This window comes from Thalassospira sp. ABD4_177, from assembly GCF_056160125.1.
Map to the genome: position 1 here is coordinate 2,177,501 of NZ_JBSWWO010000001.1, position 14,894 is coordinate 2,192,394.

The window sequence follows — 14,894 nt, forward strand, 5'->3', positions numbered from 1 at the left end:
GTGCAACGTGCCGAGACTGTTCTGGTCACCCGGCCTTACATGCAGGTCGAAATGCGTCTTCTGAGCGCTGGGCAGGCGGTGTTTTTTAGAGCACTGACGCGCGGCGGTTTGAGCCTTGGTGATGCCTGCGCCGAAGCGCTTCAGGCCGAACCGGATTTTGATGTCATTGCGAGCTTTGCTGAATTTTTAACAACGGGCGCATTCGACGCCCGCCTGAATACCCCGAGAGGAAACGGGCATGATGACGAATAATGTACAGAACGTAATCGGCGGCTTCGCCCGTCTTGAGATGAAAATGGACGCCCTTGGCGGGCGGGATGTTGTCGGGATTGCCAGCCGCGCGCTTTTTGTGCTTTTGCTGCTGCCCTATTATTTCAACAGCGCGCTGACCAAGATTGATGGCTTTGGGCTCAGTGCCGGGGCATTTGCGCAGATCCTGCCACCGATTGCCGAGCAGTATCTTTATGATACGTCTGTCATTCCGTTCTTCCCGTGGCACTTGATCGTCTGGGCCGGAACCATTGGCGAGTTCGTCCTGCCAATCCTGATTGTGGCTGGCTTGTTCACCCGTGTTGCTGCGCTTGGCATGATCGGCTTTGTGGTTGTTCAAACTATTGTCGATGTGGCGTTTCATGGCGCAGCCCTTGGTATGCTGGCCAATGGCCTGCCGACAGAGCTGATTGATCAGCGTTTGCTGTGGATTGCACTCTTGGCTGCGATGGTCATTGCCGGCGGCGGGAAGCTGTCGCTTGATAAGGTGATGCGTCGCGTCAACCGGGTCATCAGCTAGGCCTCCAATCGGTTGCCAACCTATTTTCCGACTGCAATGTCGTCAGAGGAAGCACGTTCTGGCGACATTTTGCTTTGACGCAGGCTTGCAAGGTATTCCTGGCTGATCTCGTGCACGGCCATGATGTGCCCGTAAAGCAAGTCTTCGGCTGCCTTGACGTCGCCGCGCAGGATGGCATCGACAATGCCCTGATGTTCCTCATGCGAGGAGGCCAGTCGTGCCAGGCTTTGGAATTGGACGCGGCGGAAGGGCGCCACGCGGCGACGAACAGAGAGTGTTACATCGACCAGCACATCGTTATGGGTGCCGCGATATAGTGTGTTGTGGAATGACCGATTAAGAGTCTCGTAGTTGTCGCTATCCCCCAGACGGACCGTTTCCGCCAACTCATGATGCAGTTTTTCAAGGTTGTGGCGTTCAGTGCTGGTCATGCGTTTGGCAGCCAGGCGGCCGCATGTGCCTTCGAGTTCTGCCATGCTTTCAAACATTGCGGTCAACCGTTCCGGGGTGGCCAGCGAGACATAAACGCCGCGATTGGGGATTTTTTCTGCCAGTTCTGATGCGGTCAGCAACTGCAACGCTTCGCGCACCGGGGTGCGTGATACGCCAAACCGTTTAGCCAAAAGCGGTTCTTCCAGACGCTGTCCCGGGGGCAGCTTGCCTTTGACGATATCATCTTCCAGCGCCTGACAAAGCTGCTGGGCAATGCCGACAGGTTCGGATTGCTCGGGCGGGGTGGTGAGCGCATGGCGAAGCTCGATCATCTGGTGTTTAGGCCCTTCTTGCGAGGTTTATTTGGTTCGAATGTATACACCAATATTTGCATCAAGGCCAAGTATCTCAAGGGGTGTAAAATTTGCTTCATTTTTCCTTCCTTGAATTGCGTATTTTGTGTGCATTGAAAATGTGCGATGTGATATATCGATTAAATATTGTGCATGGTGATGTTGCCTGAAAAGACTGAAAACAAGTTAAGTTGTTGAAAAATAAGCAATGGCATGCGTGTTGCAGGATGTATACACAATGCGGAGTGCATTCCGTTGAGCTTACGTTTCACAGAAACAGCTATCTCTATCAGGGAGACATCAATGACAAATGTTAAACGGCGCGACTTTCTGACCAAATCGGCAATCGGTGCTGCCGCAACCGGTGCAGGGGTGGTTGCCGCCCCGAATATCGTGCGTGCTCAGGAAACCTTTAACTGGAAAATGACGAATGCCTATGGTCCGGGGTCACCGTTCTATGTGACCGGTCCGGGCAGTCCGGAAGATTTCTGCAAGCGTGTCACCGAAATGTCGAATGGTCGTCTGAACATTCAGCATTTTGCCGCAGGCGAACTGATTCCGGCACTTGAAGGTTTTGACGCGGTGCAGGCCGGTACGGTCGAAATGAATGCGGCCAATGCCTATTTCTGGGCGGGTAAAATCTTTGCTGCCCAGTATTTCACAACTGTGCCGTTTGGCCTGAACTTCCAGGGTGTAAATGCCTGGCTGTATCACGGCGGCGGGCTTGAGCTGTGGCATGAAGTTTATCAGCCTTATGGTCTGGTGGCCTTCCCGATGGGCAATACCGGCGTTCAGATGACCGGCTGGTTCCGTGAACCGATTGAAAGCCTTGCCGATTTCAATGGCCTGAAAATGCGTATCCCGGGTCTGGCGGGTAAGGTTTATCAGCAGATCGGCGTTGAAGTAAAACTTCTGCCAGGTGGGGAGATTTTCCCGGCCCTGGAACGTGGCGTGATTGACGCAGCCGAATTCGTTGGTCCGTATCAGGACCGCCGTCTGGGCCTTCAGAAAGCCGCCAAATATTACTACACCACCGGCTGGCATGAGCCGTCCAACGTGACCGAGCTTCTGATCAATCAGAAAGCGTGGGAAAGCCTTCCGGCTGATCTTCAGGCGATTGTCAAAAACGCCGCACAGGCCTGCAACCTTGATAGCCATTCCTGGTGTGAAGCCAATAACGCGGCTGCCTTGCGTGATCTGGTCGAGAACTTTGGCGTCACGGCCCAGACCCTTCCTGATGAAGTGGTCACCAAGCTTAAGGGGATCACGGCCGATACCCTGGAAGCCGAAGCCGCCAAGGATCCGGTCACCAAAAAGGTCCATGACAGCTTCATGGCGTTCCGTGACACCCACCGTGAATGGGCCGCGATCAGTGAAAAGCCCTATCACGGCATCATTTCATCGAAAGGCGGGATGGGCTGATATGAATTCGACCCGTACTGAACCGTTACCGGACCGTGCCTTGGGACTGGTTGTCGACATTGCCGGATGGGGGGCTGCGATCAGTGGTCTGGCCCTTGTTCTGGTGGTCGGTGGCAATGTGTTGCTGCGCTACCTGTTCAATTCGGGAAGTGTCGCGATGCAGGAACTTGAATGGCATCTGGTGTCACCAATTGCCCTGATGGGGATGGCCTATGGCATGCGACACGGCGGTCATGTGCGGGTCGATTTTCTATATGAACGTCTGGGCCCCCGGGCCCAGGCGATCATTGATCTGTTTTCTGCTGTCCTGATGGCGATTTTGGGTGGGGCATTGATCTGGTTTTCAATTCCCTATGTCGAACAATCCATCATGATGGGCGAAGGGTCACCTGATCCCGGGGGATTGCCGTATCGCTTCCTGCTTAAGGCCTTTATCCCGATCGGGTTTGGTTTGTTGCTGCTCCAGGCGATTGCGCAGGGGCTGATCAACTACCGTCAAATCGTTGCTGGCGACAGCGAACCTGCCTTGGATGCATCTGATGCGGTCACGCAAAGCGGTGCAGGAGACTAATCAGAAATGACCGGAAATGAATGGCTGGCCATCGGTATGGTCGGGGGATTCTTTGGCTTCCTCGTGCTCGGTGTGCCTGTGGCGATCTCGCTTGCGATTTCGGGATTTGCCTTTGGAATTATGGGGTTTGGCACCGGTTTGTTTAACCTGCTGCCCGCCCGTGTCTATGGCGTTGTGACCAACTACACGCTGCTCGCCTTGCCGCTTTTCATCTTCATGGGGGTGATGCTTGAAAAGTCAAAGCTTGCCGAAGAGCTGATTGACGTGATCGGCCATGCCATGGGCAGACTCAGGGGCGGTATGGGGCTTGCCATCGTTATCGTCGGTGTGCTTATGGGCGCGTCTTCTGGCGTTGTCGGGGCGACTGTTGTTACCGTTGGTTTGCTCTCACTCCAGCCGCTGATCAATCGCGGCTATGACAAAGGGGTTGCAAGCGGTGTGATTTGCGCATCCGGTACGTTGGGCCAGATCATTCCGCCCAGTCTTGTGCTGATCCTGCTTGCAGATATTTTGGGTGAATCTGTCGGGACCTTGTTTGCCGCCGCCATGGTACCGGGATTGATCTTGGCCGGGATGCTTGGGCTTTATCTTGTGTTGCTGGGTATTTTTAAGCCGGAAATGGTTCCCGCGATCCCGCAGGATGAGCGCGATGCCATGAACGCGCAGCAATTGCTGCTCAAGATTGGCAAGGTTGTTGTGCCACCGTTGGCCCTAGTATTTGCGGTGCTTGGCTCGATTGTCGGCGGTATTGCCGCTCCGACAGAGGCGGCATCCATGGGCGCGCTCGGTGCGTTGCTTCTTGCGTTGTTTACTGGGCGCCTGAATTTCACGGTGATGCGCGATGTGCTGCATGACACCCTGATCACCAGTGCAATGGTGTTCTTTATCCTGATTTGTGCCCAACCCTTTGGTCTCGCCTTCCGCGGCCTTGGCGGCGAGGGGCTTGTCCATGCCATGTTTGAATGGGTTCCCGGTGGGGATATGGGTAACCTGCTGTTCATGATGGGGGTGATTTTTGTTCTGGGCTTCTTCCTTGAATGGATCGAAATCTCCTATATCGCCCTGCCGATGTTCTTGCCGGTGTTTCAGTATAGCGGGATCGATATGGCCTGGCTTGCCATCCTGGTGGCGATGAACCTTCAGACCAGTTTCCTGACACCACCCTTTGGCTGGGCATTGTTCTTCCTGAAGGGGGTGGCACCGAAATCGGTTTCAACGGTCGATATTTATCGCGGCGTGATCCCGTTTATCGGCATTCAGGCGATCGCGCTTATCTTGTTGTTTGTCTTCCCGGAGCTGACCAGTTGGTTGCCCGATCTGATCGGGTGGTAGGCCGGACTGGAAAATAGGTATTCTACGATATGAAAAGGCGCTGAACGGAAACGCAAAACAGCGCTATGAACAATGCAGCCGGACATGCCTCATTCGATACGGGGTGTGTCCGAACGCATTATGGCAGGGAGGCCAACGCACAATGTTACGTTCAAGAACCGCACTCGGGGGCATGATGACAGCCCCGCATCATCTGGCCGCAGAGGCTGGGCGTGACATCCTGCGTGAAGGGGGCAACGCGGTTGAGGCGATGATTGCTGCCGCCGCCGCCATTGCCGTTGTCTATCCGCACATGAATGCGATTGGCGGGGACGGGTTCTGGCTGATTGCCGAGCGCGGCAAAGACCCGGTCGCCATTCGGGCGTGCGGCGGGGCGGCAGGTCTTGCAACGCCGGACTTTTACCGCGAACAGGGCCATGCCGCGATCCCGGCCCGGGGGCCGTTGGTGGCCCTGACGGTGGCGGGTGCCATTGGTGGCTGGATCAAGGCGGCCGAGGTCGCAAGTGCGCTCGGCGGCAAAATACCGCACAGCCGCCTGATGGCTGATGCGGTGCATCATGCCAAAACGGGCGTGCCGATCACGAAATCACAGGCCGAACTGACCAAAAGCAAAATGCCGGAACTCGAAAACTCTCCGGGCTTTGTTGAGACCTATGCCGCAAATGGCCTTCCGGCGGTTGGCGATGTGTTGCGACAACCTGCTCTTGGCGCGACGCTGGAGCATCTTGGCCGTATCGGGTTCGATGATTTTTATCGCGGTGATATCGCGCGCAGCAATGCGCATGGGCTTGAGGCTGCCGGCAGTCCGATCCGCCTTGCCGATCTAGAAGGCTATCACGCCAAAATCATGACCCCGCTTTCGGTCAAACTTTCAAGCGGCACGGTGTTTAACATGGTCCCGCCGACCCAGGGCGTCGCATCGCTGATGATCCTTAGTCTTTATGATCGTCTGGGGCTGGGTACCGCGCAGCGAGACGGGTTTGATCATATCCATGGCCTGATCGAGGCCACCAAACGTGCTTTTCTTAAACGCGATGCCCATATCGGCGATCCGGACCGCATGAGCATCGATCCGATGGCGTTGCTGTCTGATGAAATGCTCGATGCCGAGGCCGCCAAAATTAATATGAAAACAGCTTTGCCTTGGCCGCATGTTGCCAAGCCGGGCGATACGATTTGGATGGGCGCGGTTGACAGCAATGGCGTTGCGGTAAGTTATATCCAGAGCATCTTCTGGGAATTCGGATCCGGCGTTGTGGTACCTGAAACCGGGGTGCTGTGGCAAAACCGCGGATCGAGCTTCACGCTACATGACGGCCCCAACCAGCTTGGACCAGGGCGCCTGCCATTCCACACCCTGAACCCGGCCTTGGCGAAGCTCGATGACGGATCGGTGCTGACCTATGGCACCATGGGCGGCGAGGGGCAGCCGCAAACCCAATCGGCGATCTTTACCCGCAATGTCCTGTATGGGCAGGACCTGCAGGAGGCGGTTAGCGCCCCGCGCTGGTTGCTGGGCAAAACCTGGGGCGATGACACCACCACCCTCAAGCTCGAAAATCGTTTTGACCCGAGCCTGATCGAACAACTGAAATCCGCCGGTCACGCGGTCGAACTCGTCGGTCCCTATGAGGACATGATGGGGCATGCTGGCGGCATTCGTTTGCATAAGGATGGTGTGATGGAAGGTGCGACCGATCCAAGAGCGGATGGAGCTGTATGTGGCTGTTAGTCGTTGGTTGTGAACTACCCTTAAGAGAGATGTGAGCATGTGCTGCAATCTGTGCGCAAGTAATGTAGGGTTGATGTACCTTACTTAGTTAGCGCGAGTGAGTATGTTCAGAAAGATAAACAAGATAAAAAACTTCGGCGTTTATGCTGATTTCAATGGTACAGACCTTCCTGACTTTCAGAAGTTCAACTTGATTTTTGGCTGGAATTATTCTGGAAAAACAACCCTTTCAAGAATATTTCGCTGCGTTGAGCTAGATGAAAGGCACAAAGATTATGCTGACGGAAGTTACACCTTTGTCGATCACGCTGGTGCTGAGCATACTGTCGGTCAGACATCATCAGCAAAAGTTCGGGTGTTTAATGATGACTTCAAATTAGCAAATTTTCGTTGGGAAACGGGGAATTCTGTTCAACCCATTTTATTGCTTGGCGAAGAAAATATAGAAGTGCGTGATCGACTTAAAAAGTCAGAAGTTCGAAGCGCAGAATTGGTAGATAAGGCTACAAAGGCTGCGGAAACAGCTGATGCTCTCACAAACAAACTTAGCAGGGCCGAGACCGAGTGTGGGAACCAAATTGCCAGAGAATTAAGGATTTCTCGGTTTAATAAAACCAGATTGAGGCCGGTTTTTGCTTCATGGGGAGCTGAAATACCAGCGCCACTAAGTGATGAAGAATTTGCCGTGGAGCGAGAGCGCGCAAACTCAAGTGAAGGTCGGGAGGAGCTGCGCAAAATAAAGTTTAGGGCCTCAAGTTTAGATACGACCCAGCTAGAAGTTTCAAAGTGTCTTTCTAAAAATTTGACTGAAGTTGTTGTCGTCGAATCTTTAGTTGCCCAGCCGGAAGTTTCTGAGTGGGTCGAGAGAGGCCTTGGTCTCCACAAAGGTCTCGAACATTGCCAATTTTGTCTATCGTCTTTGAACCACGAGCGGATTTCAGAGTTGCAGGCGCATTTCTCTGATTCCTACAGCTTATACAAGGAGGAACTCCTTGATTTGCAAAAAAGTGTCAAAGGTCAGCTTTGCGAGATTGACGGCGCTCATTACGTAAAGTCAGCCTTCTTCCCCGAGTTACATGAGAATTGGGCAGAGATTGTTCAGACTCTCAAAAGCAAGAAGGATGCTTACAACAACTTCTTGGGGGCGCTTCATGCCGCGATTGAAGAAAAGATTTCGAACCCGTTTCGCAATGTTGAAGTGCCAGACAACGTATTTGATGAAGCAGAGCTTGATTTAGCAATAAATAAACTGAACGAGCTTGTTGAACGGCACAATGATAGGTCTCAAAACTTCGAAAAATTGAAAACGGAAGCAGTGGAGAAGTTACTCCATCACTATGCTTGCGATGCCATGCGTAAAGTGGATCGTGTGGCGATTCTATCTTCTGTTGATGCTTTGCGGGATGAAGAGGCGCAGGCAAAAAAGGAGTTGAAAGAGCTAACTGCTAACATCGAAGCGGACCGAGCACAGCTATCTAAAGCCCACAAGGGAGCCGAAAAGCTAAACGAGTTGCTCGTCAGTTACTTCGGTAAGAGGGACTTGCAGATCGAGGTCAACGAGAGCGACGAGTTTGAAATTGTTCGCCGTGGAAAAGTCGCAAAAAATCTAAGTGAGGGAGAAAAAACCGCAATTTCATTCTGTTATTTTATAGTCACTCTGTACAGAGAAGCCGACGATTTTTCGAACTTGGTTGTCTATATTGATGATCCAATTTCGAGTTTAGACTCTAATCATCTGTTGCATGTTAACTCATTGATTAAAAGTACGTTTTACAGCTTTGATGAGCATGCGGCGAAAGGGCAAAAGCACAATGCTCTCGTGGAGCAGCTGTTTGTCTCAACTCATAATTACGAGTTTTTTCATCTCGTTTGGGAGTGGATGTCTGGGGGGCCAAAGACGGGTTTTAGTTCTGTCTATTATATTCAGCGACAGGATACCGATGACCGTGTCTCCTCTTCAATTGTTGAGTGTCCTAAGGCGTTTACTCAGTTTCGCTCAGAATATCTTTTTATGTTCATGTGTTTGCACAATTTCCTGCAAAAACCTGAAGACGACATAGTCGTGCTTTTTAATATCGGGAATATGTGCCGACGTTTTCTCGAAAGATATTTTGTTTTTAAGTACGTCTCGATTAGTAAAATTGACCAGCATGTTGGCCAATTGATTGAAGATAAGGTCGAAGCTGAACGGGTCAGAAAATTCTCTCACTTCTACTCTCATTCAATCAAGCGCAGTACTGCGGCTCCAGTTCCAGACAAGAATGAAGCTGTTTCAGTAATCCACATCATCATGTCTTCTATCGAGAAGCAGGATAAGGTTCACTTCGACGCCTTGGTTGAGGCTGTAAACTCAATAAACGAACCATAAACAGAGAAATTCTCTATTCGACTTCCCACTCAATCACATGACGATAGGTTTCGCCGGGTTCTAGCCAGGGACTTGGGAAGTCCGGGCGGTTGGGGCTGTTGGGATAGGTTTGTGGTTCCAAGGCAATGCCCGCAGTTTGGTGTAAACCTGTGCCGGTTTCGGTTTTCATCTCGTTCGTGAAATGCTGCGCGAGATAGAATTGCAGGCCGGCCTCGGTTGAGAACAGTTTGATCGTGCGGTTGCTTTGGGGATCAAGCAGGGTGGCGACTTGGCGAAGCGTTCCGCGGTCGCCGGTCAGGCAGAAATTGTGATCAAAGCCTTGCTCGACGTTTGCCAGCATGTCCGAGATTTTGGCGGGGTTTTGGAAATCATATCCGGTGCCGGTCACGTCACTTGGCGGGCCGTCGGGGATGAGTTTGTCATCGACCGGAAGCCATTGATCGGCATTGATCTGCAGGACGTGGTTGGCGGCGGTTGCATCAAACTTGCCAGACAGGTTCCAATAGGCGTGACTGGTCATGTTGACCGGACAGGTTTGATCGCAGGTGGCGGTGATTTCAAGCCGAAGGCGGTTGTCCGCGATCAGTGAATAGGTTGCCTGTGCACTCAAAGTGCCCGGATATCCCTGATCCCCGTCAGGGGAAATCAGCGCGAACGTAACACTGGTTTCGGTTTGTGCCGTGATCGTCCATGTCCGGCGATCAAAGCCATCCGGTCCGCCATGCAGGTGGGTTTCGCCCTCATTCGCGGCAAGCTTGATGAGTTTCCCGGTTTCATCGCGATATTGCGATCCTTCGATGCGGTTGGCATAGCGTCCGCAAACCGCCCCGATATAGCTGTCTTGCGCAAGGTAGGTGGCATCATCGATCAGGTTGACGGCAATATTGGTCTCGTCCCCCGTCTCGAGATCGCGCAGATAGACCCCGCAAAGACGCGCGCCAAGCGCAGAAACCAAGACGCGAATCTGCGGGCTTGAGAGGGTCGCGCGTGGGGCATTTTCACCCGCATTCAGGGTGGCAGAGGATGTTTCTGCCATGTGTGGTGAGGGGGCGGTCTGAGGCATGTGTTCCTTCCCGAGGCATTGATTTTTATAGGTTTACCGGCACATCGGTATCGCTTGACGCGATCACTCTAAAGGATGGTGCACTATATGGTTGAGAGCCAACAAATCATATTGTAATACTATATGGCTTTTAAACAATAAACCATACTTAGGGAGGAAATCGTGGTAAGTTTTAAAAAGCTCGCAGTCTCGACTGCAGCGCTGGGTGTTGCGCTTGGTCTTTCGGTTGCCGCACAGGCCGAAATGATGATCGGGTTCTCGCAAATCGGGTCGGAAAGTGGCTGGCGGACATCTGAAACCGCGTCGATCAAGGCCGAAGCCGAACGCCGCGGTATTGATCTGAAATTCTCAGATGCACAGCAGAAACAGGAAAACCAGATCAAGGCTGTGCGCTCCTTCATTGCGCAGGGCGTTGATGGCATCCTTCTGGCCCCGGTGGTTGAAACCGGCTGGGATCAGGTCCTGAAAGAAGCCAAGGATGCCGGTATTCCGGTTGTTCTTGTCGACCGTGGTGTTGATGCCAGCGAAGACCTTTATCTGACCAAGGTGGCCTCGGACTTCGTGGTTGAAGGTGCTTTGGCTGCGGCCTGGCTGGCATCGGAAACCAATGGTGTCTGTGACGTGGTCGAGCTGCAGGGAACCGTTGGGTCCTCTGCCGCAAATGATCGCAAGGAAGGTTTTGAATCGGTTGTTTCAAACTTCCCGGCCATCAATATCATCCGCTCGCAATCGGGTGACTTCACCCGTTCAGGCGGCAAGGAAGTCATGGAAAGCTTCCTGAAAGCTGAAAACGGTGGGGCCAACATCTGTGCGGTTTACGCGCATAATGATGACATGGCACTGGGTGCCGTGCAGGCGATCAAAGAAGCCGGTCTGAACCCGGGTGATGACATGCTGATCGTCTCGATCGATGCGGTGCCCGATATTTTCAAGGCAATGGCCGATGGCGATACCAACGCCACCATCGAGCTGAACCCGCATCTTGGTGCACCGTCCTTTGATGCGATCAAGGCATCGATGAATGGCGAAGATGTGCCGAAATGGATCAAGGCAAACGGCCCGCTCTATCTGCCTGATACTGCCGCGGAAGAATACAAAATGCGCAGCAAATAACATCTCGATGTTGTCGTGGGTTTCGGCCCACGGGATCAGAAGGCGTGTTTTTCAATGCATTGGACGTGCTCCGGCGATTGCCGGGGTGCGTCCGGTTGTATCCGCGACAAAAGACCTCAAAGAGTGACAGGGAGAGGGCAGGTTATGTCTAACGCAGTGCTTTCAGTGCGCGGTACGGGGAAGTTCTTTCCCGGCGTCAAGGCGCTGGAGGATGTTGATTTCGACCTTGAAGCGGGCGAAATCCACGCCCTTCTGGGCGAGAACGGGGCCGGGAAATCGACCCTGATCAAGGTGATTACCGGCGTGCATCCCCGCGATGCCGGTGCCGTCCTGCTTGATGGGCAGGAAATCCATCCACAGCATCCCGGTGATGCGCAAGGCTTGGGGATTTCAACGGTCTATCAGGAAGTCAATCTGGTGCCGACATTGTCGGTTGCCGAAAACCTGATGCTGGAACGTCAGACCCGCAAATTCGGCCTGATTTCATGGAAAAAGACCGAGGCTGATGCCAAGGCAGCCCTGGAAATCCTCGGTCTTGATATTGATGTCAATCGACCGCTTGGGTCCTATTCGGTTGCCATTCAGCAGCTTGTCGCGATTGCCCGTGCGGTTGCGCTTGATGCCAAGGTGCTCATTCTGGATGAGCCGACAGCCTCCCTTGATGGCGAGGAAATCCAGACGTTGTTTCGCATCATGCGCGAGTTGCGCGACAAGGGTTTGGGGATTGTCTTTGTCACCCATTTCTTGGATCAGGTTTATGCCGTCACCGACCGCATCACGGTGCTGCGCAACGGGCGACTGGTAGGAACCTTTGTCACCAAGGATCTGGCCCAGATTGATCTGATCAATCACATGCTGGGTCGCGAGCTTGCCGAAGTCAGCGCCCACCGTCATCAGGATGAGGGCAGTTATGATGGCCCTGCACGGCAGATCCAGATCAAGAACCTTGGCAAGAAACGCGTGCTGGAACCGGTATCACTTGATCTCCAGGCCGGCGAGATTGTCGGACTTGCCGGGCTTTTGGGATCGGGGCGCACGGAGCTTTCCGAACTGGTGTTTGGCACACAGCGTGCCGATAGCGGGCTGGTGTTTTTGGATGGCGAGCCGGTCATGCTGCGCTCCCCGCGTCATGCGATCCGCTCGGGCTTTGGCCTGTGCCCCGAAGACCGCAAGCAGGATGGCATTGTTGCCGAACTGAGCGTGCGTGAAAACATCGTGCTGGCCCTTCAGGGGCGGCGGGGCTGGTTGCGCCCGATCCCACGTGCCGAGCAACAGCAATTTGCCGATGACATGATCAAGGCGCTGGGCATTGCGACACCCGATAGTGAAAAGCCTGTCGGGCAGCTCAGTGGCGGCAATCAGCAGAAAGTCATTCTGGCGCGCTGGCTGGTGTCCAAGCCGATCCTGCTGATCCTTGATGAACCGACGCGGGGCATTGATGTCGGTGCACATGCCGACATCATCAAGCTGATCAAGGAGCTCTGTGACGAGGGGCTGGCGCTTCTGGTGGCGTCATCCGAGCTTGAGGAAATTGTTGCCTTTGCCGACCGGGTTGCGGTGATGCGTGATCGCGAAAAGGTTTCCGAACTGGTCGGGGCCGAGATCACCCAGGACAACATCATCGAGGCGATTGCCCGATGACCAGTTTGCAAGACAAAAAGAAATTACGGGAAAGCAGCACCATGTCTGCATCTTCTTTGATAAGTCGGCCGTGGTTCGGTCCGGTCGCCGCACTGATTTTGATCGTGTTGGGGATCGGGGTGATTTCACCTGACTTCTTTAATATCCGCATTGTCGACGGGCATCTCTATGGATCGCTGGTCGATGTGGTGCATCGCGGGGCATCCACGGCCCTTGTTGCGGTCGGTATGGCAATTGTGATCGGCACGCGCGGGATTGATCTTTCGGTCGGTTCGATCATCGCCATATCCGGGGCGGTGATGGCGGTTCTGATCCGCGATACCGACCTGCATCCCGCCGTCATTATTCTGGCTGCCCTTGGGGCCGGGGTCCTGTGCGGCTTATGGAATGGCGTGCTTGTTGCCTTCCTTGATATTCAGCCGATCATTGCCACCCTGATCCTGATGGTGGCCGGGCGCGGTATTGCCCAGATGATCACAGGCGGGCAGATCGTGACTTTCCATGGGGAGTTTTTTGAGGCGATTGGCAGTGGCTATTTGCTGGGTATTCCCTGGCGGGTGATCATTGCCGCCGCCGTAATTGCCGCAATCTATTTCATCATGCGTCGGACCGCCTTGGGTCTGTTTGTTGAATCGGTTGGTGGCAATGCGCGCGCCAGCCGGGTGGCGGGCATTGATGCGCGCGGCATCAAGCTGATGGCGTACGGCGCGTCGGGTCTTTGTTCCGCCTTTGCCGGGATCATTATTGCCGCTGATATCCGCGGGGCGGATGCCAACAATGCCGGACTGTGGCTTGAACTCGATGCCATTCTGGCGGTGGTGATTGGCGGCGCATCGCTGATGGGCGGGCGCTTCTTTATTGGCATGACCGTGATTGGCGTTCTGATCATTCAGGCGCTGACGACGGGCATTTTGCTCTCCGGGCTTCCGTCGCAATACACCCTGATCGTCAAGGCAGCTGTGGTGATGATTGTTCTTCTGGTGCAGGCGCCAAAATCCCGTGAATTGGTCGGGCAGGCGATGGAACGTTTGAAGCGGGGGAAATCCGATGAAAATCAATGAACGCTTTTATCCGATCCTCGCCACCATTGCCGTTCTGGTGCTGCTGTATGGCTACGGGATTTTTGAGCATCGCGCCTTTTCCGATACCTATGTTCTGGGCGCGCTTCTGACCGACAATGCCTTTTTGATCATCACCGCTGTCGGCATGACCTTTGTCATTCTCTCTGGCGGGATTGATCTTTCGGTCGGCTCGATGATTGCCTTTATCGGGGTGCTGATGGCTGAGCTCGTCACCGGGTTTGGCATGCATCCGATGTTGGCAGCCCTGATTTCCCTGATTGTCGGATCGGCATTTGGCGCCTTAATGGGGGTGATGATCGCCAAGTTCGATATTCAGCCCTTTATCATCACGCTGGCCGGGATGTTCTTCCTGCGCGGCATGTGCTTTTTGATCAATCTGGATTCCGTCCCGATTGATCATCCGTTTGTCGCCGCCTTTAGCGGTTTCAAGGTGCCGTTGCCCGGGCGTGGCTGGTTAACCGCATCCGCACTATTGATGCTGGCGACCGTGATTGGCGGGGTGGTGATTGCCCATTACACGCGGTTCGGGCGGAACGTTTACGCGATTGGCGGGGATCGACATTCGGCCGAATTGCTGGGCATTCCGGTCCATAGCACGATCATCCGGGTTTATACCCTGTCGGGCTTTTTCAGTGCGCTTTCGGGTGTGGTGTTTGCCTTTTATACCGCGTCGGCCTATCCGCTGGCTGCGGTCGGGGTAGAGCTTGATGCGATTGCCGCGGTCGTAATTGGTGGCACGCTTCTGACCGGCGGGATGGGCTTTGTCATGGGTACGTTCTTTGGCGGGATCATCATGGGCGTGATCCAGACATTGATTGCCTTTGACGGGTCGCTCAATAGCTGGTGGACCAAGATCATGATTGGGGCATTGCTGTTTGGCTTTATCGTCCTGCAACGCCTGATCACGCGGTCCTTCTCGGGCATGCGGGCCGGGGCGACATAATTCGCTAAGCAGGATCGAAAATTTTGATAAAAGGGCGGCCATCAAAGGCCGC

The 14,894-nt window shown here is 53.9% G+C and carries 13 protein-coding genes (1 of these 13 cut by a window edge); 11 read left to right on the forward strand and 2 right to left on the reverse strand.

Annotation, left to right across the window (positions count from 1 at the left end; all coding sequences use genetic code 11):
• Nucleotides 1–252, forward strand: the end of a protein-coding gene (locus ACXAF0_RS09925) for an HvfC/BufC N-terminal domain-containing protein (RefSeq protein WP_475345702.1). The gene continues 543 nt to the left of window position 1, outside the view; 252 of the gene's 795 nt are visible here — the last part of the coding sequence; the start codon falls outside the window, past its left edge; it ends in the stop codon at nucleotides 250–252.
• Nucleotides 239–790: a DoxX family protein gene (locus ACXAF0_RS09930; RefSeq protein WP_475345703.1), complete on the forward strand. Its 552-nt coding sequence runs from the start codon at nucleotides 239–241 to the stop codon at nucleotides 788–790. Before ACXAF0_RS09925 ends, ACXAF0_RS09930 begins: the two co-directional genes overlap by 14 nt.
• Nucleotides 791–810: 20 nt before the next feature.
• On the opposite strand, the gene ACXAF0_RS09935 is transcribed toward ACXAF0_RS09930, so the two are convergent.
• Nucleotides 811–1,554: a GntR family transcriptional regulator gene (locus tag ACXAF0_RS09935; protein WP_475345704.1), complete on the reverse strand. Its 744-nt coding sequence runs from the start codon at nucleotides 1,552–1,554 to the stop codon at nucleotides 811–813.
• 324 nt (nucleotides 1,555–1,878) lie between these two features.
• Between ACXAF0_RS09935 and ACXAF0_RS09940 the strand changes: the two genes are divergently transcribed.
• From ACXAF0_RS09940 to ACXAF0_RS09960, 5 genes are all read left to right on the forward strand, one after another.
• The gene (locus ACXAF0_RS09940; protein WP_475345705.1) at nucleotides 1,879–2,997 is read left to right on the forward strand and encodes a TRAP transporter substrate-binding protein; all 1,119 of its coding nucleotides are present in this window, start codon (nucleotides 1,879–1,881) and stop codon (nucleotides 2,995–2,997) included.
• A gap of 1 nt (nucleotide 2,998) precedes the next feature.
• Nucleotides 2,999–3,568, forward strand: coding sequence for a TRAP transporter small permease subunit (locus ACXAF0_RS09945; RefSeq protein ID WP_475345706.1), 570 nt, complete (start codon nucleotides 2,999–3,001; stop codon nucleotides 3,566–3,568).
• Nucleotides 3,569–3,574: 6 nt separating this feature from the next.
• A complete protein-coding gene (locus ACXAF0_RS09950; protein WP_475345707.1) occupies nucleotides 3,575–4,900 on the forward strand; it encodes a TRAP transporter large permease in 1,326 nt (441 codons plus the stop codon).
• 142 nt (nucleotides 4,901–5,042) lie between these two features.
• The gene (locus ACXAF0_RS09955) at nucleotides 5,043–6,632 is read left to right on the forward strand and encodes a gamma-glutamyltransferase family protein (RefSeq protein WP_475345708.1); all 1,590 of its coding nucleotides are present in this window, start codon (nucleotides 5,043–5,045) and stop codon (nucleotides 6,630–6,632) included.
• 103 nt (nucleotides 6,633–6,735) lie between these two features.
• Nucleotides 6,736–9,000, forward strand: coding sequence for an AAA family ATPase (locus tag ACXAF0_RS09960; RefSeq protein WP_475345709.1), 2,265 nt, complete (start codon nucleotides 6,736–6,738; stop codon nucleotides 8,998–9,000).
• 13 nt (nucleotides 9,001–9,013) lie between these two features.
• Here the strand turns inward: ACXAF0_RS09960 and ACXAF0_RS09965 are convergent, their stop codons facing one another.
• Nucleotides 9,014–10,063 carry an aldose epimerase family protein gene (locus tag ACXAF0_RS09965; protein ID WP_475345710.1) on the reverse strand — a complete coding sequence of 350 codons (1,050 nt, stop codon included), beginning with the start codon at nucleotides 10,061–10,063 and terminating at the stop codon, nucleotides 9,014–9,016.
• A gap of 162 nt (nucleotides 10,064–10,225) precedes the next feature.
• Between ACXAF0_RS09965 and ACXAF0_RS09970 the strand changes: the two genes are divergently transcribed.
• From ACXAF0_RS09970 to yjfF, 4 genes are all read left to right on the forward strand, one after another.
• Nucleotides 10,226–11,176 (forward strand): ABC transporter substrate-binding protein, encoded by a 951-nt coding sequence (locus ACXAF0_RS09970; RefSeq protein WP_475345711.1) that lies wholly within the window; start codon nucleotides 10,226–10,228, stop codon nucleotides 11,174–11,176.
• Between the two features lie 144 nt (nucleotides 11,177–11,320).
• A complete protein-coding gene (locus ACXAF0_RS09975) occupies nucleotides 11,321–12,817 on the forward strand; it encodes a sugar ABC transporter ATP-binding protein (RefSeq protein WP_475345712.1) in 1,497 nt (498 codons plus the stop codon).
• 41 nt (nucleotides 12,818–12,858) lie between these two features.
• Entirely contained in the window at nucleotides 12,859–13,878 is a 1,020-nt protein-coding gene (locus tag ACXAF0_RS09980) for an ABC transporter permease (RefSeq protein WP_475345713.1), read from the forward strand.
• On the forward strand, nucleotides 13,865–14,842 hold the full coding sequence (gene yjfF / locus ACXAF0_RS09985; protein WP_475345714.1) for a galactofuranose ABC transporter, permease protein YjfF: 978 nt from the start codon (nucleotides 13,865–13,867) through the stop codon (nucleotides 14,840–14,842). Before ACXAF0_RS09980 ends, yjfF begins: the two co-directional genes overlap by 14 nt.
• The last annotated feature ends 52 nt before the right edge of the window (nucleotides 14,843–14,894 follow it).